At 60.6% G+C, this 25,167-nt stretch carries 16 protein-coding genes and 2 tRNA genes; 5 read left to right on the top strand and 13 right to left on the bottom strand.

From position 1 onward, the window contains the following. Positions 1–113: 113 nt before the first annotated feature. The 6 genes from E4P00_RS16235 to E4P00_RS16210 all read right to left on the bottom strand — a co-directional run bounded on the left by E4P00_RS16235 (position 114) and on the right by E4P00_RS16210 (position 11,574). Positions 114–1,019, bottom strand: coding sequence for a hypothetical protein (locus E4P00_RS16235; protein ID WP_078820770.1), 906 nt, complete (start codon positions 1,017–1,019; stop codon positions 114–116). 34 nt (positions 1,020–1,053) lie between these two features. After that, positions 1,054–9,591 carry an SDR family NAD(P)-dependent oxidoreductase gene (locus E4P00_RS16230; RefSeq protein ID WP_248132125.1) on the bottom strand — a complete coding sequence of 2,846 codons (8,538 nt, stop codon included), beginning with the start codon at positions 9,589–9,591 and terminating at the stop codon, positions 1,054–1,056. Continuing rightward, positions 9,588–10,697: a MupA/Atu3671 family FMN-dependent luciferase-like monooxygenase gene (locus E4P00_RS16225; RefSeq protein WP_032877031.1), complete on the bottom strand. Its 1,110-nt coding sequence runs from the start codon at positions 10,695–10,697 to the stop codon at positions 9,588–9,590. The genes E4P00_RS16230 and E4P00_RS16225 overlap by 4 nt, the downstream gene beginning before the upstream one ends. Positions 10,698–10,727: 30 nt before the next feature. Further along, a complete protein-coding gene (locus E4P00_RS16220; protein WP_032877032.1) occupies positions 10,728–11,096 on the bottom strand; it encodes a hypothetical protein in 369 nt (122 codons plus the stop codon). Positions 11,097–11,402: 306 nt separating this feature from the next. Then, positions 11,403–11,479, bottom strand: a tRNA-Asp gene (locus E4P00_RS16215). Between the two features lie 19 nt (positions 11,480–11,498). Beyond that, positions 11,499–11,574, bottom strand: a tRNA-Val gene (locus E4P00_RS16210). A 159-nt stretch (positions 11,575–11,733) separates the two neighbouring features. On the opposite strand from E4P00_RS16210, the gene rdgC reads away from it, so the two are divergent. From rdgC to sugE, 3 genes are all read left to right on the top strand, one after another. Further along, positions 11,734–12,654: a recombination-associated protein RdgC gene (gene rdgC / locus E4P00_RS16205; protein ID WP_003172886.1), complete on the top strand. Its 921-nt coding sequence runs from the start codon at positions 11,734–11,736 to the stop codon at positions 12,652–12,654. Between the two features lie 166 nt (positions 12,655–12,820). Further along, positions 12,821–13,780, top strand: a complete 960-nt coding sequence (locus E4P00_RS16200) for a bile acid:sodium symporter family protein (RefSeq protein WP_032877033.1) — start codon at positions 12,821–12,823, stop codon at positions 13,778–13,780. 112 nt (positions 13,781–13,892) lie between these two features. Further along, positions 13,893–14,207, top strand: a complete 315-nt coding sequence (gene sugE / locus E4P00_RS16195; protein ID WP_010211634.1) for a quaternary ammonium compound efflux SMR transporter SugE — start codon at positions 13,893–13,895, stop codon at positions 14,205–14,207. Positions 14,208–14,313: 106 nt separating this feature from the next. Here the strand turns inward: sugE and E4P00_RS16190 are convergent, their stop codons facing one another. The 3 genes from E4P00_RS16190 to E4P00_RS16180 form a co-directional block, all read right to left on the bottom strand. Next, on the bottom strand, positions 14,314–16,188 hold the full coding sequence (locus E4P00_RS16190; RefSeq protein WP_078820768.1) for an MFS transporter: 1,875 nt from the start codon (positions 16,186–16,188) through the stop codon (positions 14,314–14,316). A gap of 59 nt (positions 16,189–16,247) precedes the next feature. Next, complete coding sequence (locus E4P00_RS16185; RefSeq protein WP_032877036.1) at positions 16,248–17,396, bottom strand: TDT family transporter; 1,149 nt, start codon at positions 17,394–17,396, stop codon at positions 16,248–16,250. 111 nt (positions 17,397–17,507) lie between these two features. Then, positions 17,508–18,695: an MFS transporter gene (locus E4P00_RS16180; RefSeq protein ID WP_078820767.1), complete on the bottom strand. Its 1,188-nt coding sequence runs from the start codon at positions 18,693–18,695 to the stop codon at positions 17,508–17,510. A gap of 90 nt (positions 18,696–18,785) precedes the next feature. Between E4P00_RS16180 and E4P00_RS16175 the strand changes: the two genes are divergently transcribed. Continuing rightward, positions 18,786–19,325 (top strand): TetR/AcrR family transcriptional regulator, encoded by a 540-nt coding sequence (locus E4P00_RS16175; protein ID WP_248132123.1) that lies wholly within the window; start codon positions 18,786–18,788, stop codon positions 19,323–19,325. Between the two features lie 25 nt (positions 19,326–19,350). On the opposite strand, the gene E4P00_RS16170 is transcribed toward E4P00_RS16175, so the two are convergent. The 4 genes from E4P00_RS16170 to E4P00_RS16155 form a co-directional block, all read right to left on the bottom strand. Beyond that, the gene (locus E4P00_RS16170) at positions 19,351–20,130 is read right to left on the bottom strand and encodes an ABC transporter permease (RefSeq protein WP_005786689.1); all 780 of its coding nucleotides are present in this window, start codon (positions 20,128–20,130) and stop codon (positions 19,351–19,353) included. After that, a complete protein-coding gene (locus E4P00_RS16165) occupies positions 20,127–21,059 on the bottom strand; it encodes an ABC transporter ATP-binding protein (RefSeq protein WP_032877040.1) in 933 nt (310 codons plus the stop codon). The genes E4P00_RS16170 and E4P00_RS16165 overlap by 4 nt, the downstream gene beginning before the upstream one ends. Before the next feature lie 135 nt (positions 21,060–21,194). After that, positions 21,195–21,812: a glutathione S-transferase gene (locus E4P00_RS16160; protein WP_005786686.1), complete on the bottom strand. Its 618-nt coding sequence runs from the start codon at positions 21,810–21,812 to the stop codon at positions 21,195–21,197. A 56-nt stretch (positions 21,813–21,868) separates the two neighbouring features. Next, the gene (locus tag E4P00_RS16155) at positions 21,869–22,528 is read right to left on the bottom strand and encodes a transglutaminase family protein (RefSeq protein WP_103735112.1); all 660 of its coding nucleotides are present in this window, start codon (positions 22,526–22,528) and stop codon (positions 21,869–21,871) included. 191 nt (positions 22,529–22,719) lie between these two features. Here E4P00_RS16155 and E4P00_RS16150 point away from each other — a divergent pair, with 191 nt between their 5' ends. Continuing rightward, entirely contained in the window at positions 22,720–25,167 is a 2,448-nt protein-coding gene (locus E4P00_RS16150; RefSeq protein ID WP_032877043.1) for an acyl-CoA dehydrogenase, read from the top strand.

The following is a 25,167-nucleotide window of genomic DNA, read 5'->3' as shown; positions in this document are numbered from 1 at the left end:
GAGGAATGGCCGCCAGGCGACCCCACATCATTCTCAACTTACAAGAATTCGATCCTGACCAAACCTATGAGCGGTTATAGGTTTGCCCACACAGCCAAGGTAGCCCGCCGGTTTCAGGCATCACTCACCCGTTGCAACAATGTCTGGCAGCGCAGCCCATCGGCATTGGCAGTCAACATCACCAGGCCGCCATGCACCTGCTGCGCACGCGCCTGGTAATCGCACAGGTTGATCAGCGAATCAGCGGAAAAACAATGCCCCACCCGCGTCACGTTATCCACATACAACTGTGTACCGCTCACCCCCTGCCGGCCTTCCTTGATCTTGAGCACTGGCAGGAACACGTTGCTGCACACCACCTGTTCCAGGTCCGCCGTATTAATCTGCTGGCGGTGCATAAACTGCTCATGCACCTCACGGAACAGCCGGGTGTCATCCTCCTTGGGGTCGTGTGCCAGCCCGGCATTTGACCTGGCCAGGCTGCCGAGCATCTCGAAGCCGCGGCGGCGCCCTGAAGTCACCAGGCAACTGGCAGCACCATCACTGAACAACGCGTAATGCTGGAACCGGAAAGCTTCGTCTTCGATACGATTGGCCGAGACCACCAGCACATTGTCCAGCCCGGCCAATACCTGGGCGCGGGCGACCTCAAGGCCTGCCAACAGCATGGTGCAATCGCCCCATGTCACGCCCAGCGGGAAGGCGCGATCCAGTTGCAGCTCGCGCAGCAGCGGCAGATAGTCCACCACCTGGCCCGACTCGAAATTGCTGCTGCACACCACCAGCGCATCAATGTCACAGCCCCGTAAGCCGCTGCTGGCCAATGTGCTGGCGACTGACTCAACCAGCAGTTCGCCGACCGAGCGTGTCGTACGCCAGTAGGTGCCCCAGCCAAACACACTGGCGAAATCGGGCATGCTGTGTTGCTTGCACACCGCCTCGAAAGAAGCCGCGTCGCGATAATCATGGGCCTGTTCACCCAGGACATAGGCGGTGGAGGCCAAATAGGCAGTTCTCATCGTTACTTACCTGCGACATTGAAAGTCATGGTTGCTACCGCTGCGCCAACACGTCTTCGACCACTGCGCAAGCGCTGTCAGCCGCCAAGGCGCCACTCTGCACCTGGTTCAGGATCGTATCGAGCAAGTCATCGGAGCTGTGTACAACCTGCACCCGGCGATCGACCTCATCCGCCAGGGACTTGAGCGTGGGCCAGGTGTAGATCGCGTCGGCCGCTAGTTGAATGGAAAAGTGCCGGCTGACCCCGCGCATCCATTGTGTGCCTGTGACCGAGTCCATTCCCAGGTCCAGGAACTGCGCGCCACTGCGCAACTGCCCAGGGTCGAGAAACAACAGTTCACCCAGGCTTTGCTTGAGGTAGTCCTGGATCGACTCGCGTTGCGCACTTGCCTGCGCGCCAGGCTGCGGTGCCGATGCCACTGGCTCGCGCTGGACCGGCGCAGCCGTTGCTTGAGTTGGCTGAAGCTGGGTGCCCACCCATTGCGTAAAGGCCTTGAATACCGGATAGGTATAAATGCCGTCGGCGGGAATCTTCAACTGGTAGTGCTTGTTGATTTCACGGATCCATTGCGCGGCGATCACCGAGTCCAGGCCCAACTCCAGGAAGCGGCTGCCGTCGCGTATTTGGCCTGGCTCGCAATACAGCATGGCCGCCAGGCTCTGGCGCAGGAACTGTGCACATTCGTCGTCGGCCACTGGGACGACCGGCGCCGCCTTGGCCGCTAAAGGCGCGGGTTGGCTGAGTATCCGCGGCGCGGGCGGCACGATGGGTGCGCTATCAGCCACAGGCAAAGTATCCAGTGCACGCAGGCGAATCTTGCCGCCCTGCGCCACGGACGCCACAGACTCAACCGAGACCGCCACCTCACTCGGCGCCCAATAACGTTGCCGGGCAAACGGGTACGTCGGCAGGCCAAGGCGCGCTGGACGGTGCGAGTGATACAGCGGTGACCAGTCAACCGCTTCGCCTTGCACCCAGCGACGCAGGATGCCCCCCAAGTCAGCCTGGTCGAACATCTGCCGAATGGCGGCGCAGGCTTGCTCACTGGGACGCGTCGCCAGGCTGTGCGCCTCGGGAAGGCAGCCGGACCACCAGGACGGCCCCTCTAGCGCGCCATCGATAAAGGCGCGTAGCTCACGCACCAGTTCGTCGCCCGAAGTGACCAACAGCGCCACCCGCCACTCCCAGGCCTCGCGCCCCACTTGCAGCGTGTAGGCCAGGGCTTGCAGGTCTGGCTCGCGATTGGCCGCAGCGTCCAACCACCAGTCCACGAGCCGCTGCGCCACCTCCAGTAAGGCTTCGCGAGAGCGTGCAGAGAGAACGATGGGTAACGGCGCAGTCACTGTCATCGCCGCGTGAGCAGCTTGGGCCAGCGGCGCCTCGCTGACGATCAGGTGAGCATTGGCCCCGCCGGCGCCAAAGGAGGAAATGGCAGCCATGCGAAGGCCCGGGACGCCATCGGAGCCGAGCGGGCGCTCCCAGGGTGCCAGCGTACGCTGCACACGAAAGGGGGTTTCGCTGAAGTCGATATTGGGATTGAGCGTTTCAGCGTGCAGTGAGCTCACCAGCAGTCCGTGCTTCATTTGCAGCAATACCTTGGTCAACCCGGCGATGCCCGCAGCGCTTTCGCAATGGCCGATATTGGACTTGACCGACCCCAAGGCGCAGAACTGCCGGTCCGGCGTGTAAGCCCGCCACGCACGGGACAGGCCGGCCACCTCGATCGGGTCGCCCAACACCGTACCCGTGCCGTGAGCTTCTACATAACCGATCTGCCGCGGCTGCACGTTCGCCTGGCGCAAGGCACGGCTGATCACCGCGGCCTGGGCTGCCGGATTAGGCACTGCATAACCGTTGGTTCGCCCGCCATGGTTGATAGCACTCCCGCGAATCACTCCATAAATACGGTCGCCATCGGCCTGGGCCTGATGCAGCGGTTTAAGCAGTACAGCCCCCACACCCTCACTGGGCACGTAACCGCTGCCACTGGCACCGAAGCTTTCACAGCGGCCACGTCGGGAGGCAAATTTGCCTGCCCCCAGCATGAGGAACTTGGCGGGGTGAATCGATACATTCACGCCTCCGGCCAGCGCTACTTGGCATTCGCCACTGTGCAGGCTCTGGCAGGCCAGGTGAATAGTCGTCAGTGAGGACGCACACATCGCATCGATGGCCATGCTTGGCCCATGGAAACCGTTGACGAACGAAACGCGATTGGCAATCGACGATGGGCTCATGGACAGCACCAGCGGCCGCCCCTCGGCAGTCTGTTGCGCCCCATACAGTTGGTACTCTTCGTACGTTACGCCGACGAATACACCGACCATGCCCTCGGCATCTTCCTGACGGGCGCTGGCTGCCAGGCCCTGGCGGGTATAACCGGCGTCTTCAATGGCCTCGTGAGCGGTCTGCAGGAACAAGCGCTCCTGGGGCTCCATGGCCATCGCTTCACGCGGCGAGATACCGAAAAACGCCGGATCAAATTCAGCCACTCCATCAATGAACCCGCCCCAGCGCGCGTAGGTCTTGCCCGGCGCGTCTTCATCAGCGCTGTAATAACGGGAGTGGTCCCAGCGCTCGGTGGGAATCTCACTGATACAGTCGCGCCCTTGGCTGAGTACCTGCCAAAACTCTTCCAGGGTGCGGGCCTGGGGATAGCGCCCGGCAAGGCCGATGATGGCGACGTCAAAGCGTTGCGACGCCTCCTTGGCGGATGCAGGCGATTGCGCGGCGTCGGCAGGCACGGGGTCGTGGCTGGCAATACCGGCCACCCGCGCCTCATCGGGGCCTGACGCCAGCGTGCCCGCTACGTCGGCGACCAGCGCCACCAACGTCGATGCATGCTCGCGACACAGGTATGCGGCCAAGGCGCGCAGCGTCGAATACTCAAAGAACAAGGTTTTGGGCAGCGCGCCGAATTGCGCCTCCAGCGCGGCGGTGATCGTCATGACCATCATCGAGTCGAGCCCGTAGCGCTCCAGCGGCTCATCACTGTCCAGACGATCCTCCGGCCATTGCACCACAGGGGATAGCACCCGTTTGAGCACTTGCAACGCATGCTCGAGCAGCACTTGCGCTGAGGCGGTGCCGGCCACGGCACGCGGCGCAGTGCCGGCGTGTAGCTGGGCAGGCAGGTGGGCCACCAGATCGTCGAGGCAACGCACTTGCCGATAAACCAATGGCGACACCTCAAGCCCGCATTCGCGATCAAGTGCTTGGATCAATTGATTAAAGCGCGCCTGATCCAACCCATAGCTGTCAAAGTCGTGGTCACCCTCAAGCTCGCTGGTCGCGATGCCGAGCACTTGCCCCGCCAACCTTTTCACCACGTCAAGCATGCGTGTATCAGCGGGCAGCGTCGCCTCGTTCGACAGCGGATGCAGACGCCGGCGCAGGCGCTGTTCATCCCCTTCTATCACCACGATTTGGCACGCATCACTGTCCATCACTTGATGAAACGCCGCAACGCCGTGTTCGCGACTCAACGGGATCATGCCCGACTCACGCTCCAGCAACGCACTGGCCTGTGCATCCAATTGCATGCCGCCGTCGCGCCACAGCCCCCAGGCAATCGAAACGGTTCGGCCTCGACGCTCGCCCATCTGGACCTGCTGGGTGCGCTGTTCGGCGAACCCATCCATGAAGCCGTTGGCCGCCGCGTAGAACGCCTGGCCCGGGTGCCCGACGGCTGCCGCGGCGGATGAAAACAGCACGAAACAGTCCAGGTCGCAGTGACGCGTCGCCTGATCGATCGACCAGGTACCGCCCACCTTGGCCGCCAGCACCCCATCGCCGTGTTGGTGTTTGAAATTGCGCAAGAACTCATCGTGCAGCGTTCCTGCACAATGCAGCACACCATTGAGCGCACCGTACTGGGCTTGCACATCAGCCACGAGCCGTTCGGTAGCCGCCTCGTCACTGATATCGACTTGCTCATAGCTGACCTGGCCGCCCATGCGCCGCAGGGCATCCAGCCGATCCTTGCCGGCCTGGCCCAAGGGGGAGCGCCCCACCAGTACCACGGTTGCGCCTTCGACACGGCTGAGAATATCGGCGGCGAAACACTGCGCCAACCCGCCCATTCCCCCTGTCAGCAGATAGACACCCGCGTTCTTCCACCTACAGCGGTGCGTATCATCCAGTACTGTCGCCTGCGTCCACTGACGGGCATGGCCACCTTGAGCGTCGAACCGCAACCACGGATGAACCTCCAGGGCCGCAGCCTGCTCCACGGCGTGCCGAACCTGCGTAAAAGTGAAGCTCTGGTCGATTTCAACCAACTGCGTTCGCAGCTTGCTGCTTTCAAGTTGCGCCGACCTCAGCAGCCCATGAATGCCACTCAGCCACGCAGACCGATTGACGGGTATTACCACTTGTACCGAGATAACTTCGTGCGCCGCATCGACAATGATCTGGCGCAAATGCTCAGCAATTTGCCCGACACAGTGCACGTAGCGTTCTGTCGGCAAGCCCTTTGGCGTCAGCACCTGCCACCCTGGATGATCCGACCGTTCTCCAGGCCACTCACACAGGATGACGTGGCGCCGCCGAGGCGCCGCCGCCGCCGGTGAGGCCTGCACCGGCTGCCAGCGCGGGCGCACCAATAATGTCGCGGCGGTGGTAGGTGGTACGGGCGCCCTGCCAGGCTGCGCCGGGGGCCGGGCCACGCTGCCAAGAGGCACCAGTTGCGGTGCCCTGGGGATGGGTTCACGGTCGAACGAATAGCCCGGCAAACTGATACGACGGGCAGTACCCGGCGCCACCAGGCGCGCCCAGTCGATCACCTCCCCCGCTCTCCATAACTGGGCTAATTGCGCCCATTTGCTCTCGGCATACCACTGATCAAGCAACGTCAGCGCTGATTCATCTTGACCGAACAAACTCAGGCGGTCGGCGTCCTTGAGCGTCGTGGACTGCACGCCCGGGTGGGCCTCACCGGCACAATAGCGACGCAATGCATCCATGAGGTCGGCTGTCGACGTGGCGATGCAACTCAATCGCGCATTCATGGCCTGGCGGCCCACCTGCAGCGTGTAGGCAATGTCACGCAAGGGCAGCGACGGATTGCGTTCCAGAAACACTAACAAGGTGTCCACTTGTCGTACAAGTGCAGCCTCATGGCGTGCCGAAAGGACAATCAGGTAGTCGGCCCGCACATCTTCGGCGGGTTCGGCACGCACAGGGGCCTGGCGCAGGATCACGTGGGCATTGGCACCGCCGGCACCGAAGGATGACAGGCATGCAATGCGCTCTTGCGCGCCCTCGCCGTCGACGTCCCACGTTTCCAGCGCCTGAGGCACGCGAAAAGGCGAGAGGCTGGTGTCGATATCCGGGTTCATCTGCTGCGAATGCAGCGACGGCGCGATTTGCCCGTGGCGCATCTGCAGGAGGACCTTGCTCAGGCCGGCGATACCAGCCGCAGCTTCAAGATGGCCGATGTTGCTCTTGACCGACCCCAGGCGACAGAAGCCGGTGCGCTCGGTGTCCTGGCGAAACGCCTCGACCAGGCCGCGAAATTCGATGGGATCGCCCAGCGCCGTACCGGTGCCGTGGGCCTCCACATAGGTAACCTGGTCAGCACTGACGCCGGCCCGGTCCAATGCCAGGCGAATCATGGCGCGCTGGGCTTCGGGGTTGGGCACCGTGTAGCCATTGGCTTTGCCGCCATGGTTGACCGCACTGGCGGCGATGACGCCGTGAACCATATCACCGTCCGCCAGCGCGCGTTCCAGCGGCTTTAGCAACAGCGCCCCCACTCCTTCGCCGGGAACAAACCCATTGGCCCCCGCACCGAACGCTCGCGACTTGCCATCGGCGGATAACACGCCCAGTCGTGCGAACTCGGCAAAGGTGGAAGGGTGGGTGTAGGCATTGACGCCACCGACAACCGCCACGGTGCACTCGCCTGCCTGCAAGTGCAGGCAGGCCTCATGCACCGCGGTCAGCGAAGAAGAACAGGCGGTATCCACGGGCAGGCTAGGCCCGGTAAACCCGAAGCGATAAGACACGCGGTTGGCGATCGAAAAAAACGAATCTTTATAGTTATCGTGCCCGGCCTTGGACACTCCCACGAATACGCCGACCTTCTCCTGCTCCAGAGACGCAGGCGTATACCCGGCATCTTCCAGGGCATGCCATGCGCACTGGATGAATTGACGTTCCTTGGGGTGCATGTAGGTAGCTTCGGCCAGGGAAAAGTTAAAGAACATTGGGTCGAAGTCATCCAGGCCTTCGATGAAACCACCCCATTTACCGTAGCTTTTACCCTCTTGGATCGCACGCTGGCGGTCCGCGTTAAAATGCTCGTCAAGGCTCCAGCGTTGCTCGGGCACGGTTTCGATGCAGTCCCCTGCGTTTGCCAGGCAATCCCAGAACGCCGACAAATCCGCTGACTTGGGATATACCCCGGCCATGCCGATTATCGCGATCTGCCCACGCGCGCCCGGACTGGGCAGGTGGTAAGGGGCGGCAATGCGCTGCGCAGGCGCGCAAGCCAGCCAGGCCACCAGTCGCGCCGGCGTAGCGTGCTCGAACAGTACCGCTGGCTCGACCACGATGTCCTGGTCGCGCATATGCCGGCAGAGTTGACGCACCATCATCGAATCAAAACCCAACTCACTGAACTGCGCGTCCAGATCCAGTGATGCCGCAGGCTGTTCCAGCGCTTGGGCCAATGCTTCACGTACCGCTTGCTCGGCGGCGTCCGGGCTCCAGGCTCGGCGCCCTGTACGCGATGTACCAGGAGCCGGATACGCCGCCATGGGTGCAGGCGCGTCATACCAGAACGACTGGGTATCAAAGGGGGTCGTCGGCAGGGGCACCCGTGGTGCGCGGGTGGCCTTCGCCATCGGGCGCTCACCCGCCAGCCAGAGCTCGGCCCAAGGGTCAAGCGCCGCGTCCGTAGGCGCTGCGACGTCCTTGGCGAAGACAACTGCGCCCGTAAGATCGCCCGTGTGTAACTGGGCTAGCACATCGAGCAAGCCTGGGCGCTCCATGGCCACGATGACAACGGCGGCGGCAAATTTCTCGCGCCCGAATTTGAGCGTGTCACTGACACTTTCCAGGCACAGCGTCGGCTCATCGATCAAGGCCTGGTGCATTTGTGCCGCGAGCAGCGCCAGCAGCGCCGGGGTCGGCGCGCTAAGGGGGAACAGCAATGGGGCCTGACTCGGCACCACACGACCGGGCGCTTGGTGCACATATTCTTCGACTAGAATGTGTGCGTTGTTTCCGCCTGCGCCATAGGAATGCAAACCCGCCAGGCGCGGGGTAGCCTGGCGTGGCCAATCAACGGTATGGGTAGCGAGCCTGCAAGGCTGTCCGGCGGTATGCAGGTGGAGATTGGGCTGCTCAAAGTCGAGGATTTTATGAATCTTTTCGGTCTGCAAGCTGCGGATGATCTTGAATAGCGCGCCAATGGCTGAAGCGGCATGCATATGTCCGCTCATCGGCTTGAGCGTGCTGATAGCGCACTGGCCTTCCTGCAACTGCACGCCTTGCTCCCGTCCCAAGGCCAGCAAGCCATGATTAAGGGCATCCCACTCAGCGATATCTGCCACGGGGTTGCCCATGCCCTGGGCTTCGATGTAGCTGACGTGGCGTGGATCGATCCCCGCCCGTCGGTAGCAATCCTGTACCAGGCTTGAATGTGCGGACACACTGGGCGCAGCGATTGACGCCGCGTCGCCGCCGTTGTAATTGACCGCCGTATTGCGGATCAGCCCATAAATATGATCGCCGTCGGCCTCAGCCTTCGACAACGGCTTGAGCAACAGGCTGCACACGCCTTCGCCGCGCAGGTAGCCGTCAGCGCCGGCGCCGAAGGATCTCACGGTCGGTTCGGGGCTCATTTGCCCGCTTTGCGACAACGTCACGAACACGTCCGGGCGCAGCAGCAAGTTGCAGGCACCGACGATCGCAGCATTGATCTGGCCACTGCGCAGCGCGGTGACCGCGTGATGAAGCGCGACGGCACCGCCGGCACACATCGCATCGATTCGTTCGCTTGGCCCACGCAGGTCATAGAAATGTGACACCCGGTTGGCGAGCATACTGGCCGCCTGGTCCAGCCCTTCGCCGGGATCAATCTGGGCCTGGAGTAGGTTGAGGTGGTATTCGTTACGCTCGGCGGCGATAAATACACCGGTGGCCGAGCCTTTCCAGTCAGTGTGGCGATAACCGGCGTCTTCAAACGTCTGGCGCACCGACATCAGCAACAAGCGTTGTTGCGGATCCATCTTGCGCGCCTCCGCCGGCAACATGCCAAAAAAGACCGGATCGAATTGATCGATGGCGGGTATAAACCCGCCCCAACGGGTGCGCATTTTCCCTTCTTCAATATTCGATCCGGCGTAGCAGGACGTGAAGTCAAAGCGCGTCGCCGGGATCTCCTCGATCAACGAACGATCATCATCCAGCGCCTGCCAGAACTGACGTACGCTAGCCGACTGCGCGACGTTGGCGGACAACCCGATGATCGCCACCGGTTCAGGAAAGGACGGGGCAGGCTGGGCCTTGAGCGAGGCATTGATGGCGGCGGCGAGGCGAGCTTTCTTGCGTTCGATATTCACTGTGCTGACCGCTCCTGGAACGAGGCTACGAGTTGTTCAAGGTAGGGCAAGGACTGATGCACCACGGCGTAGTCCACGCCGAAATCCATCAGGCAGGCAATCTCATCGACGCCGGTCTCAAGCACTTGGCCGACTCGATACCGAACCTCATCGACCGTACCGAACAACGCGCCGGTTTCGTAATACCGCTCAAATGCGTATTGCAGGACGTTTTCCTGCTCTGTGGCATCCAGGGGACGACCGTCAGGCGTCGCCCGTGCTTTCATGTGGGCTACCAGTGAGCTGCGGATATAGTCTTTGAACGGTGCTTCGACGGCTCGGCGAACCCAGGCGCTATCGGGCCCCACCAGGGTATGCAGCATAAGGGTGACGCGCCCGGAAGCCGGGTCGAATCCCGCATCGCGGCGCGCTTGGCGATAAAGCCCAATTTTTTCGGCCAGGTCCGGCAGGTCAATGCCGTACAACATCGTGAAGACGTTGAAACCCGCCTTGCCAGCGGCAATGAACGACTCTGTATTCTGCGCTACCAGGATCCAGACATTCAGGCTGGTCTGTAGGGGTCGGGGAAAGGTGACGACCGACACTGGATCGCCACCAGGCCCCGGGAATGAAAGGCGCTCACCCGCCCATAAGCGACGTACCTGCTCGATGCGTTGCCACATCACCTCGCGCCGGTCCTCGTAGGCATGCGGCGCCAAGAGAAAATCAGGCCGGCTCCAACCTGAGCCGAACCCAAGGTCTACCCTTCCGCCAGAGAGTACATCGTTCATCGACCAACTTTCGACCACGCGCGCCGGGTGATGCAGGGGCAAACTGATGCCTGCGGTGCGAAAACGAATGTGTCGGGTTTGGGGGATGAGTGACGCCGCCATTACTGCGGAATCGGGGTAAATCGCGCCAAACTCGTGGAAATGACGCTCAGGAAAATACACGGCCTCAAAACCCTGCGCATCGCCAAACAACGTCAACGACCGAGCGAACTCATATTTCTCGCTGGCGCTGATGTCTTCGCGCACATCGGAAAAAAACAACAGGCTGAAGGCAGGCTGACGCGGCGCACGCGCAGCGTTCGTCACACCCAGGCCGAGTAATTGTTCAACTGACATGTCTTGAGGCCTCTTGTAGATACATCGGGTTCACGCCACCACAGACGGCCGGCTGAAACACTGTTCCAGTTCGAAGAACTGCGGCTTCATAAACGCCAGGGGGCCACGTAACTTGTCCAGCTCCTCTCGGGGCCCATGCACTTCATAGCGAACAATTGAAGCCAGGTGAAACGCCTCGGAATTCAGCTCAGCGATATTGACCAAGTGGTTCAAAAGCCCTTGGGCATCGCTGTAGACCTCCCGGCAATGGCCTTGGGTGCCATTGAAGCTGAAACCGTAGTACAGGCATCCGGGCTCTTTAGAGGTCTTTTCGATAAACACGGCGCAATACGCCTTGAACGCTTCAAGGTGACGTTCGGGGATTTCGAAATAAGGCATGGCCATGCAGGTGCGATTCATCTTCGGCCGTTCCGTTAGAACCAATGTCCACGAGACCTTACCGCAGCAAGACGAACTGGCACTCCTATCAGCACTTAGGATTGACAAGGTTCTTCAATAGGGATAAAGGCTGCGCACGAACCCTGGAGGCGTGACGATTGACAGCGCAGGATTGGCGACCCAAATAAGACGATGAGGAAGCTAGGATGGGCGAGCGAACGCTATGGTTGGAGAGGAACGGCGAGAAAAAATCCGGGCACAAAAAAAGCGGCCAATGGCCGCTTTGTTCGTAGTTTCCAGGTGTTCAGTGGGCCTGGAAGCAAAATATGGCGCAGCGGACGGGACTCGAACCCGCGACCCCCGGCGTGACAGGCCGGTATTCTAACCGACTGAACTACCGCTGCGCGTAACACATGAAGCGAATGGTGGGTGATGACGGGATCGAACCGCCGACCCTCTGCTTGTAAGGCAGATGCTCTCCCAGCTGAGCTAATCACCCTTCGTTTCGGTGTGGCGCGCATTCTACGTAGCGACCCCATGTCTGGCAAGCACTTTCTTAAATCTTTTTTTTCAGCCCTTCCAATGGCTTAGGCAGGGTTGGCCTACGGCGTGATCAAGAGAATAATGCCCCCCTTTGTATAGAGGAGAGACTCACCCCATGTGGTTCAAGAACCTGCTTATCTATCGCCTGACCCAAGATCTGCCTGTTGATGCCGAGGCGTTGGAAGCGGCCATGGCCACCAAGCTGGCGCGCCCGTGTGCAAGCCAGGAGTTGACCACTTACGGTTTCGTTGCACCCTTCGGTAAAGGTGAAGACGCTCCCCTGGTTCACGTCAGCGGAGATTTTTTGCTGATCGCCGCGCGCAAGGAAGAACGCATCCTGCCAGGTAGCGTGGTGCGTGACGCACTGAAAGAGAAAGTCGAAGAGATCGAAGCCGAGCAAATGCGCAAGGTCTATAAGAAGGAGCGCGACCAGATCAAGGATGAAATCATCCAGGCCTTCCTGCCGCGTGCCTTTATTCGTCGCTCGTCGACCTTTGCTGCGATCGCGCCGAAACAGGGCCTGATCCTGGTCAACTCGGCCAGTCCCAAGCGTGCTGAAGATCTGCTGTCGACCTTGCGTGAAGTGATCGGCACCCTGCCCGTCCGTCCGCTGACGGTAAAAACCGCACCGACCGCAATCATGACCGACTGGGTCACTACCCAGAAACCGGCCGATGACTTCTTCGTCCTCGACGAATGCGAACTGCGCGACACCCATGAAGACGGCGGCATCGTGCGCTGCAAGCGCCAGGACCTGACCGGCGAAGAGATCCAACTGCACCTGACCACCGGCAAGGTCGTGACCCAACTGTCCTTGGCGTGGCAGGACAAGCTGTCCTTCATGCTCGATGACAAGATGACCGTCAAACGCCTGAAATTCGAAGACCTGCTGCAAGACCAGGCGGAACAGGACGGCGGCGACGAAGCCCTGGGCCAACTGGATGCCAGCTTTACCTTGATGATGCTGACCTTCGGTGAGTTCCTGCCGGCGTTGGTGGAAGCGCTGGGCGGGGAAGAAACCCCACAGGGCATCTAAACAACACCGATCCAATGTGGGCACGGTCAGTGTGGGAGCTGGCTTGCCTGCGATAACGGAGTGTCAGCCAGAGTAGTGCCGACTGATACACCGCTATCGCAGGCAAGCCAGCTCCCACATTTGATCGCGTCGCCCTATTCAACACTCTAATAACAAGGACATCCCCATGCGTGCACTCGCTGCCTTGAGCCGCTTCGTCGGCAATACCTTCGCCTACTGGGTGTTGATATTTGCCGTGCTCGCCTTCCTCGAACCCAGCTGGTTCATCGGCCTGAAAAGCGCCATCGTCCCGCTGCTGGGCCTGGTGATGTTCGGCATGGGGCTGACCTTGAAACTTGAAGACTTCGCCGAAGTCGCTCGCCATCCATGGCGCGTGGCCTTGGGCGTGGTCGCGCATTTTGTGATCATGCCGGGCGTGGCATGGTTGTTGTGCCAGGTCTTTCACCTGCCGCCGGAAATTGCCGTCGGCGTGATCCTGGTCGGCTGCTGCCCAAGCGGCACCTCGTCCAACGTGATGACCTGGCTGGCCCGCGGCGACCTGGCGTTGTCGGTGGCGATTGCCGCCGTCACCACCCTCCTCGCCCCACTGCTCACACCTGCGTTGATCTGGCTACTGGCCTCGGCCTGGCTGCCGGTATCGTTCATGGAGCTGTTCTGGTCGATCCTGCAAGTGGTGCTGCTGCCGATTGTGCTCGGCGTGGTGGCGCAACGGGTGCTGGGCGAGCGGGTTCGTCATGCGGTGGACGTGCTGCCGCTGGTGTCGGTGGTCAGTATTGTGATCATCGTCGCGGCAGTGGTTGCCGCAAGCCAGGCGAAGATCGCCGAATCGGGCCTGCTGATCATGGCGGTGGTGATGCTGCACAACAGCTTCGGTTACCTGCTGGGCTACTTCACCGGGCGCTTGTTCAAGTTGCCGCTGGCGCAACGCAAGTCGTTGGCGTTGGAAGTCGGTATGCAGAACTCCGGGCTGGGTGCCGCGCTGGCCAGTGCGCACTTTTCGCCGCTGGCGGCGGTTCCCAGTGCGTTGTTCAGTGTCTGGCACAATATTTCCGGCGCATTGCTGTCGACGTATTTCCGCCGCATGAGCGAAAAGGAAGACCGTCGCGCCCTGGAAACCGCCCCGTAAGCTTGATCGCCTGATCCGTTTTCGGCACTCTACCAAGCTTCGCGAGGACGACCTCGCGACGCTATCAAGCGCTTACCAGGGGACGACCCCACTTTGTAGAAGCGAGGTCATCATGTCCTGGATCATTCTGTTTTTTGCCGGGTTGTTTGAAGTTGGCTGGGCCGTCGGCCTGAAATACACCGACGGTTTCAGCAAGCCACTGCCCACCGCCCTGACGATTGCCGCCATGGCCGTCAGCCTTGGGTTGCTGGGGCTGGCCATGAAAGAGTTGCCGCTGGGCACCGCCTATGCGATCTGGACCGGCGTCGGTGCCGTGGGCACCGTGATTGCCGGGATTATCCTGTTTGGGGAGTCCATGGCGTTGTTTCGGTTGGCGAGTGTGGCGTTGATTATTTGCGGGCTGATTGGGCTCAAAATTTCCACTTAAGCCACTACGCTATCGCAGGCAAGCCAGCTCCCACATTTGACTGTATTCACAATTCAAAAGGTGGGAGCTGGCTTGCCTGCGATGAGGCCCTGACAAACAACGAAAACTACCTGACACTCCCCCGCAAACCACCCACTACTGCCTGCAACTGCACTGGCGTTGCCGCCTCCACAACAATCGGCTCACCCGCCACCAACACCACCCGCGACCAGATCCGATGAAAGAAGCCCTTGTGCGGATCGCGACTGAAGAAACTCCCCCACAGCCCCTGCAACGCCATCGGAATCACCGGCACCGGTGTCTCCTCCAGAATGCGCGTCACCCCACCACGAAATTCATTGATCTCGCCATCGGCTGTCAGCTTGCCTTCCGGGAAGATGCACACCAACTCACCTTCCTTCAGATACTGGGCAATCCGCGCGAACGCCTGTTCGTAGATCTGCATATCTTCATGGCGCCCGGCAATCGGAATCGCCCCGGCGGTGCGGAAGATAAAGTTGAGTACCGGCAAACGGTAGATCTTGTAGTACATGACAAAGCGAATCGGCCGACGCACCGCGCCACCGATCAACAGCGCATCGACAAACGACACATGGTTGCACACCAGCAACGCCGCGCCTTCATCCGGAATGGCCTCCAGGTTGCGATGTTCCACGCGGTACATGGAATGGCTGAGCAGCCAGATCATGAAGCGCATGGTGAATTCGGGGACGATCCTGAAGATGTAGGTGTTGACCGCAATATTGAGCAGCGACACCACCAGGAACAACTCGGGGATCGACAGCTTGGCCACGCTCAACAGCAGGATCGAAACGATGGCCGAGACCACCATGAACAATGCGTTGAGAATGTTGTTGGCCGCGATAACCCGTGCCCGTTCGTTCTCGGCGGTGCGCGATTGGATCAGCGCATACAGCGGCACAATATAGAAGCCACCGAATACGCCCAGGCCGAGGATATCGAACAACACCCACCAGGCCTGGCCGTAGCTGAGCACCGCGAGCCAATCGTTGGCCTGGACGTTCTGCGGGAAGCCGCCGGAGTGCCACCACAGCAGCAGGCCGAACACCGTCAGGCCAAACGAGCCGAACGGCACCAGGCCGATTTCCACCTTACGCCCGGAAAGCTTTTCGCAGAGCATCGAGCCCAGGGCGATGCCCACGGAGAAAACTGTGAGGATCAGGGTCACCACGGTTTCGTCGCCGTACAACCACTCCTTGGCGTACGCCGGGATTTGCGTGAGATAGATCGCACCGACAAACCAGAACCACGAGTTGCCGACAATGGAACGCGACACCGCCGGCGTCTGCCCCAGGCCCATGCGCAACGTCGCCCAGGACTGGGTGAAGATATTCCAGTCCAGGCGCAGTTGCGGCGTCGAAGCCGCCGCGCGCGGGATGCTGCGGCTGGCAAGGTAGCCCAGCACCGCCACGCCGACAATCGCCACCGCCACCACCGGCGCGTAATGGGTGGAAGACATCATGACCCCGGCGCCAATGGTGCCGGCCAGGATCGCCAGGAACGTGCCCATTTCCACCAGGCCGTTACCGCCGACCAGTTCATCGTCGTGCAATGCCTGGGGCATGATCGAGTATTTGACCGGTCCGAACAGCGCCGAGTGGGTGCCCATGGCAAACAGCGCCAACAGCATCAATTCAAGATGATTGGTCAGGAAGCCCGCCGCGCCGACGGCCATGATCACGATCTCGCCGATCTTGATCGCACGGATCAACGCGTCCTTGTTGAATTTCTCGCCAAACTGTCCGGCCAGTGCCGAGAACAAAAAGAACGGCAGGATAAACAACAAGGCGCACAGGTTGACCCAAATGGAGCGGTCGCCCTCGATGCTGAGCTTGTAAAGGATGGCCAGGATCAGCGATTGCTTGAAGATGTTGTCGTTGAACGCGCCCAGCAACTGGGTGATGAAAAACGGCAAGAAACGCCGTGTGCGCAGCAAGGTGAATTGGGAAGGATGGCTCATCGTCGTCCGTGTTCCTGCGTGGCCTTTATTTATCAGGCCACGACTTTACCTAATCCTGCTTACTTATTCGCTAGTCCTGCAATGCAGGGCGAAACAAAAAGCTCGCCTTTATAAGCCCCCTGCACGGTGCGCTTGGCCACAATCAGCCACATCAACGCCAACGCCACCACCAGCGCACTGCCGAAGATGCTGAAGAACCCCAAATGCAACACGTTCGCCAGTTTCAGCGTGGCCAAGGCGTAAACCCCCAGCGGGAAGGTGAAGCCCCACCAGCCCAGGTTGAACGGGATCCCGGCGCGCAGGTAACGCAGGGTGATCAGCACGGCGATCAACATCCACCACAGGCCAAAACCCCATAGGGTGATACCTGCAATCAGGCCCAGGCCATGGGCCATTTCACCGACATTCTCCAGGCCATTGGCGGCGAAGATCGCTGGCGCATCGCCCCCCAATAGCAACATGCCCAAGGCACCGGTACCAATCGGCCCCAGCGCCAACCAGCTCGACGCCGCCATATTGGCGTGGGGCAATTTATGCAAGGCCATGCGCAGCATCAGGATGGTCAGGATGCTGAACGCCACCGGCAGGGAAAACGCCCATAGTACGTAGCTGGTCACCAGCATCACCAGTTGCGCATGGGCATCGGCCAGGTGCGGCGCGAGCAAGCCGCCGCTGGCCGCCGCCACTTCTGCCGCCACCACGGGCAACAGCCAGACGGCGGTCATCTGGTCGATGCTGTGCTCCTGGCGGGTGAACATCATGAACGGGATGAGTACGCCGCAGGCCAGGGACATGGCCACGTCCAGCCACCACAGGGCTTCGGCCAACGGGATGACATCACTGCCCCAACGTGGCAGGCCGAACAACAGCAATCCGTTGAGAATGGTCGCCAGCCCCATGGGGATGGTGCCGAAGAACATCGAAACCGTGGAGTGCCCGAAAATGCGCCGCGCCTCGTGGAAAAACATCACCCAACGGGCGGCATACAACACGCTGAACAACACGAACAGGCCGATGGTGAACATCCACAGGCCTTCAGCGACAGCGTGCAAGCCTGGCAAAGTGACCGGCAACTGAGCCAGGGCCAGCGCCAGCACCCCGGTGCCCATGGTGGCGGCAAACCAGTTCGGGGTGAACTGGCGAATCACTTCCCGGGGACGGGTCAGGTGGCTGAAAGGTTTGTAACGGTGGGTGGTCGAGCAGGTCATGATTTGATCCTCTTCCTCGCATGAGGTTGAGGTCATGGTAGAACCTGAATGAATATCTATATAACGGGTAATATCTCTAACTGTTATCTACTTTATAGATATTTGCCATATCTACGCAGCTGCCCGGCCCCGGGCAGAGCCCTCCCACAACTGCCCGCCAAGAGCCCCCAACGCCAACAGAATAAGGACCGCAGCGTAGCCATCGGTGGTGACGACGAGGCCAAACTCCCTGCTCAGATTGCCCGCCACCAACGCCGGTACGCAGAATGCCAGGTAGCTCAGTACATAGAATGCCGACATCAACCCCGCGCGCTCATGGGGCAACGCCAACCCGACGATACTGCGCACGCTGCCCATAAAGCCGCCGCCGAAACCAAAGCCGGCGATCACACTGGCGACAAAGAACAACCACAGGCTGGCCGTCTGTACGGCAACCAGCAACAGCCCCATGCCGACGGCCAGCAGCGCCGCCGACAGGCGCATGACCTTGTCAGCCGCACGGTTGCGCAGGCTGTAGATCATGACCGCGCCACTTAACGTGACCACCGCGACCAGCCCCCCGCCGATCAAATGCGAGGTCGACCCGGTGGCGACCCGCACCAGCGAAGGCGCCAAAGAAGAAAAGAACCCACCCAGCGCCCATACCGCCACATTCAACGGCATCGCCAACCACAAGGCCCGGCGCGCTTGCGGTGGCACATGCAGGGTGGGCGCCAGGGACTTCAAGGCCCCCGGTATACGACTGACCGTCTCGGACAACCGCCAGACATACACGGCCTGCAGCACCATCAAACCCAGCAGAGTGAGATAGATCAATTGCGTCGGCCGTGGCGCGTACTCCACCAGCAAACCGCTACCCAGCCCGCCACTGGCCATGCCCAGCATCGGCGCAAGGCTGTTGAGCATCGGGCCGCGCACCCGGTCAGTATCGAGCAGCGTCGCACTCAGCACCGCTGTGGCAGTACCGGTCGCAAAACCCTGTAATGCACGTGCAGCGAGCAGATAGGCCGTACTGTCCGCGTTGATAAACAGCAGCATCGCTACGATATTCAGCAGCAACGCGGCAAAGATCACCGGCTTGCGCCCCAGGTAATCCGAAAGCGAACCCACCGTCAGCAGCGCCGCCAACAGGCTTAGCGCATAGACGCCAAAGATAGCCGTCAGCATCGCGGCCGAAAAATGCAGGTTGTCCTGATACACCTGGTACAACGGCGTCGGCGCGCTGGAGGCGGCGAGAAAGGTCAACACTGTGATCACGAGGAACGTCAGGCTGGACCGCTGGGAATTGACGCTGATCATGGCACACTCCGCTAAAGCTAATATTTTGCTTTTGTGGAGTGTGCTACTCGCTGGCGCTTAAAGCAAATTCTTTGTGTTAAGGTTTTACCCATGGCAATCAAAGAAGGCCTCCGCCCGGGGGGCCGTAGTGCCCGGGTACAAGAATCCGTCCACAGGGCGGTGCGCCAATTGCTGGAAACCCATGAGCGTTCCGGTGTCACCGTGCCAATGATTGCGGCGTGCGCAGGCGTCACGCCGTCGACCATTTACCGGCGCTGGGGCGACCTGTCAGTACTGCTCGCCGACGTCGCCCTGGCACGTATGCGCCCCGATACCGAACCGGCCAACACCGGTAGCCTGCGCGGCGACCTGCAAGCCTGGGCTGAGCAATATCTGGATGAGATGAGTTCGGACGTTGGGCGCAATATGATGCGCGACGTGCAAAGCAGCCCGACGCAGGGGTATTGCGTGAGCATCCTGAGCGGGCAGTTGCAGGTGATGGTTGATCGCTATCCGCTATCAGCGCCACCGAGCGTGGACCGGCTGATCAACCTGCTCGCGGCGCCGACGGTGTTTCGTATTCTGTTTTCGGCCCAGCCTTTGGCGGTTGAAGAACTGCATGCCCTGATAGATCTGGCCCTGAAAAACTAAAAACCTACTGCATTAAGCTCAGTACTTATGTACGCATCCCGCGCCCACTCACCAGCAGCCGCGCACAACCGATATACAGCACCACGGTCGCCACGATCATAAAGGTGATCGCTACGCTGATCTTGATATCCGACACGCCCAGAATGCCGTAGCGGAAGGCGTTGACCATATGCAGCACCGGGTTGGCCAGCGACACGGTCTGCCAGAACGGCGGCAGCAAGGTAATGGAATAAAACACCCCGCCCAGGTAGGTCAGCGGCGTCAGCACGAACGTCGGGATGATCGAAATATCATCGAAGTTGCGCGCGAACACGGCGTTGATAAAGCCCAGCAGCGAGAAAATCGTCGCCGTGAGTACCACCACCAGAATGGTGACCCCAAGGTGATGCACTTGCAGGTGGGTAAAGAACAGTGACAGCAGCGTCACGATCACCCCGACCATCAGGCCACGCAGCACACCGCCCAGCGTATAGCCGATCAGGATGGTGTGCGGTGACACCGGCGAGACCATGAGTTCTTCGATGGAGCGCTGGAACTTGCTGCCGAAGAAACTGGAGACCACGTTGCCGTAGGAGTTGGTGATCACCGACATCATGATCAGGCCCGGCACGATGTACTCCATGTAGGTGAAACCGCCCATGTCGCCAATCTGCCGGCCAATCAGGTTACCGAAGATCACAAAGTACAGAACCATGGTGATCGCCGGCGGCAGCAGGGTCTGCGGCCAGATCCGGGTAAAGCGTTTCACTTCGCGATAAACGATGGTTTGCAGCGCGACAAGGTTGGGTTGCAGTTCGGAACTCATACCGCCACCTTCGCCAGATTTTTCTCCACCAGGGACACAAACAACTCCTCAAGGCGATTGGTTTTGTTACGCAGGCTCAACACTTCGATGTTCTGAGTGGCCAGCTGGGTGAACAGCGCGGTGATGCCCATGGCTTTGTCCACCTGCACCTCCAGGGTGTGGCTATCTACCAGGCGGCTGGGGTAACCCAGCAGGTGCGGCGCCACCGACAGATTGTTCTTCAGGTCGAGCAGGAAGGTTTCCACATGCAACTGGCCCAGCAGGTTGCGCATGCTGGTGTTCTCGACAATGGTGCCGTGGTCGATGATGCCGATGTTGCGGCACAACTGCTCAGCCTCTTCCAGGTAATGGGTGGTGAGGATGATGGTGATGCCTTTCTCGTTCAGCTCGGTGAGGAAGGTCCACATCGAGCGACGCAGTTCGATGTCCACGCCTGCAGTGGGTTCGTCGAGGATCAGCAGGCGCGGCTCATGCACCAGCGCACGGGCGATCATCAGGCGCCGCTTCATGCCGCCGGACAACGAGCGCGAAGGCACATCGCGCTTGTCCCACAGGCCCAGTTGGGTCAGGTACTGCTCGGCGCGTTCCTTGGCGATTTTCGCCGGGATGCCGTAATAGCCAGCCTGGGTCACAACAATGTCGAAGGTCTTTTCGAACTGGTTGAAATTGAATTCCTGGGGCACCACGCCGATGGAGCGCTTGAGCGCCGCCGGGGACTTGTCCAGGTCGTGGCCGAAGATGTTCACCGTGCCGCTGGTCTTGTTGACCAGGGTGGAGAGAATGCCGATGGTGGTGGATTTGCCGGCGCCGTTGGGGCCGAGCAAGGCGAAGAAATCACCTTCGGCGACGTCCAGATCAATACCACTCAGGGCCTGGAAACCGTTGCCGTAGGTTTTGGTTAGCTGCCGGATGGACAGAGCGGAACTCATATCGGAATACGCACCAAAGAAGGGAATAGAAAGAATAGATGAGGGCGCAGCGCAGGTAGTTCAACCGACGATGCAATGCGTGCATGGTGCTTGCCCATGCCGCACAAGTACAGTCACCCGTATTAATAGTGTGTATTAAGTCAACGCGGTCATCACCGCTTTGCGATACGCCGGGCGCTGTTGCAGGCGCTGGTACCAGGCCTCCAGATGGGGCATTGCCGGCCGCTCGATGGGCATCTCGAACCAGGCATAGATGAAGCAACCCAGAGGGATATCACCCATGCCGAACGCCTGACCGGACAGGTAGGGTTGCTCGGCAAGGGCCTGGTCGACGGTTTTGAGCGCGTCGATACAGGCTTGGCGCCCGGCATTGATACTGTCCCAGTTTTGCCTGTCAGCCGGGGTGCGCACGATCCCCCAGAACACCGCCTTGAACGGGTCGGCGAGCGTGGAGGTGGTCCAGTCCATCCACTTTTCGGCATTGGCCCGGGCTTGCAGGTCGCTGGGGTAGAAGTCCGATGCCTGTTTGGCGCACAGGTAGCGCACGATGGTGTTGGATTCCCACAGCACAAAATCGCCATCTTCGATCATCGGCACCCGGCCATTGGGGTTCAGGGCCCGATATTGCGGGGTGTCGACCACACCAAAAGCCCCGCCCGCATCAATTGCCTCATAGTCCAGGCCGAGTTCCTCGGCGCACCACAGTGCTTTCCTGACGTTTGATGAATTTTTACGACCCCAGATTTTCAGCATGACCGCGCCTTATTGTGGATGAACTTGGCTGGATGAAGGCAGCAGCATACGCCGGATCAGCCACGGCTTAAATCGTCCTGCAGATCGCCCAGCAGGGTCGGTGCATTGTCGGCAAACAAGTGCGGGTAACACTGGCGGATATGCGCGAAAAAGAATGCCTCGGGGACGTCAGCAAATTGCCCGTGATCCACCACATATTCCATTGAGCGACGGCCCTGGCGATTGAACGCGTGGAAGACACTGTCATGCAAGCCATCGAATTCCAGTGGCGGCACATCAAACACGTCGCACAGTTGCTGATTGAACGCCGGAGTCGCTTTGACCCAGCGGCCGTTCAGGTACAGCTCGGTATAACCGTGCATGGCGAACACGTCACTTTTGAGCAGGGCAAGCAGGCGCGGTGTGGACAGGTGGTTGCGCACGTCTGCCAGGCCAATGCGCGCGGGGATGCCACAGTGACGGGCGCAGGCGGCCAGCAAGGTGGCCTTGGGCACGCAATAGCTTTCGCCGGCAGCGAGTGCGAAGCTGGCATTCAATGTGTTGGGGTCGCGGCTGAAGGTGTAGGGGTTGTAGCGAATCGCCTCACGTACGGCGTAATAAAGACTGACTGCCTGGTCACTTAAATCCGTGCGGGTTCCGCGATGTTTTTCGGCGAACTCCACCACCGCAGGGTGGTCACTATCGATGAAGCGGCTGGGACTCAAGTACGCATTCATAAGCTTGATCTCCGAAGTGAGCCTGGAGTTTAACGACAGGCCTGCCACAGAGATAACGACGATTACGCCAAATGTCGGCGCCTGCTGATGGGTATCCCCAGTACAACTTGTAACACCCTGATCACCCGGCTTGTTCGGATGCGGACTAAGCTCCCTGGTGGTTTCGCCCCTGGTTTCACGGAGGATTGCATATGCTGTTGTTGTGGATACTGGTGCTGGTGGTCGGCATTGCCTACCTGGCACACCGCCGAACTGCCCCCCTGCCCGCCCTGGGCGTGGTCGCCGTCTACCTGCTGGCGATGGGCGCCTGGAGCCACGCGCCGGGCTGGCTGCTGCTGATCTTCTGGGTGCTCATCGCCGTGGTGGCCGCGCCGTTGCTGCTGCCTGACCTGCGCCGCCAATACTTCACCAAGCCGCTGTTCAGCTGGTTTCAGAAAGTACTGCCGCCGATGTCCGAGACCGAACGCGATGCGATCGATGCCGGCACCGTCTGGTGGGACGGCGAACTGTTCAGCGGGCGCCCCGACTGGGATAAATTGCTGGCCTACCCCAAGGTTCAATTGACCGAAGAAGAACAGGCGTTCATCGACGGCCCCACCGAAGAACTCTGCGCCATGGTCAGCGACTGGGAGATCGGTCAAGCCATGGACCTGCCGCCAGCGGCCTGGGAGCACATCAAGACCCACGGATTCTTCGCCCTGATCATTCCCAAGGAGTATGGCGGCAAGGGCTTCTCTGCCTATGCGCACTCTCAGGTTGCGATGAAGCTTGCGACCCGCAGCGGTGACCTTGCGTCCACCGTGATGGTCCCCAATTCCCTGGGCCCGGCCGAGTTGCTGCTGCACTACGGCACCGAAGAACAACGCAACCACTACCTTCCGCGCTTGGCGCGTGGCGACGACATCCCGTGCTTCGCCCTCACCGGCCCGCTGGCCGGTTCCGATGCAGGCGCCATGCCCGACACCGGGGTGATCTGCAAAGGCGAATGGCAAGGCAAGGAAACCCTCGGCCTGCGTCTGAACTGGGAAAAACGCTACATCACCCTTGGCCCGGTCGCGACCTTGCTCGGCCTGGCGTTCAAGGCTCATGACCCAGACCACCTGCTGGGCGAAGAAGAAGACCTGGGCATCAGCCTCGCGCTGATTCCAACCGATACGCCCGGCGTAGAAATAGGCCGTCGTCACCTGCCCCTCGGCGCTGCCTTCATGAACGGCCCCAACTCCGGCAAGGACGTGTTCATTCCCCTGGAATACCTGATCGGTGGCCAGGAAATGCTCGGCAAAGGCTGGATGATGCTGATGAACTGCCTGTCGGTAGGCCGCTCGATCTCCCTGCCTGCCGTCGGCACCGGCGCCGCCAAGTTCACCAGCCTGGTGACCGGGCAATACGCGCAGGTGCGCGAGCAGTTCAATGTGCCACTGTCAGCCTTCGAAGGTATCCAGGAAGCCCTGGCGCGCATCGGCGGCAATGCCTGGCTGATGGACAGCGCGCGTATGCTCACCGCCAATGCCGTTGACCTGGGGGAGAAGCCCTCGGTGTTGTCGGCGATCCTCAAATATCACCTCACCGAGCGTGGCCGCGAGTGCATCAGCCACGCCATGGATGTGCACGGTGGCAAGGGCATCATCATGGGCCCTAACAACTACCTGGGCCGCAGCTGGCAAGGTGCGCCGATCTTCATCACCGTGGAAGGCGCGAATATTCTCTCGCGCAACCTGATGATCTTCGGCCAGGGTGCAATTCGCTGCCATCCTTTCGTGCTCAAGGAGATGGCCCTGGCCGGTCGCGAAGACCATGACCAGGCGTTGAAAGAGTTCGACGGCCTGCTGATGCAACACATCGGTTTTGCCGTGAGCAACGCCGCCAGCACCCTGGTGCTGAACCTGGGCTTCGGCCATTTCGAAAAAGCCCCCGGCAACCGTTTGAGCCAGGGCTACTTCCGCGCCCTGAACCGCCAGGCGGCTGCATTTGCCCTGCTGGCCGACCTGAGCATGATGCTGCTGGGTGGTGAGCTCAAGCGCCGCGAACGCCTGTCCGCCCGCCTGGGTGATGTACTGAGCCATATGTACCTGGCGTCCGCAGCGCTCAAGCGTTATCACGACCTGGATTCGCCAGACCATCTGGAGCCGCTGTTTGCCTGGGCCATGGAAGAGAGCCTGGGTGAATCGGAACGCGCACTGGATGAACTGCTGAGCAACTTCCCGAACAAGGTACTCGGCTGCCTGCTGCGGGTGATCGTATTCCCGTTCGGGCGTCGGCATACCGGGCCCTCCGATGCACTGGATGCCGAAGTGGCGGCGGTAATCGGTCGTGCCAAGGGCGACCCGACCCTGGAAGAACTGCTAGCCGGGTGCTATCGACCGCAAGCGGCGGAAGATCCAGTAGGCGCTCTGCAACATGCCTACGATTTGCTCGGCGCCAGCCATCCGTTGCAGAAAAAACTGCATACCGCGCTTAAAAGCGGGCAGGTCAAACCGACTGCCGGTGAGTCTGCCATCGATGCCGCCTTGCATGCCGGCGTGCTGCAACCAGGTGAAGCGCAAACCCTGCGCGATGCCGAAGCGGCACGGCGCAAGGTGATTGACGTGGATGATTTCAGCAAGGAAGAGCTGATGCAGGTTGAGGGTAAAGTCCGCTGA

The sequence above is a fragment of the Pseudomonas sp. B329 genome (assembly GCF_023127835.1).
Classification (GTDB): Bacteria; Pseudomonadota; Gammaproteobacteria; order Pseudomonadales; family Pseudomonadaceae; genus Aquipseudomonas; species Aquipseudomonas synxantha_A.
The sequence above is the reverse complement of the archived record's forward strand: the minus strand, read 5'-3'. Positions and strand labels throughout refer to the sequence as shown.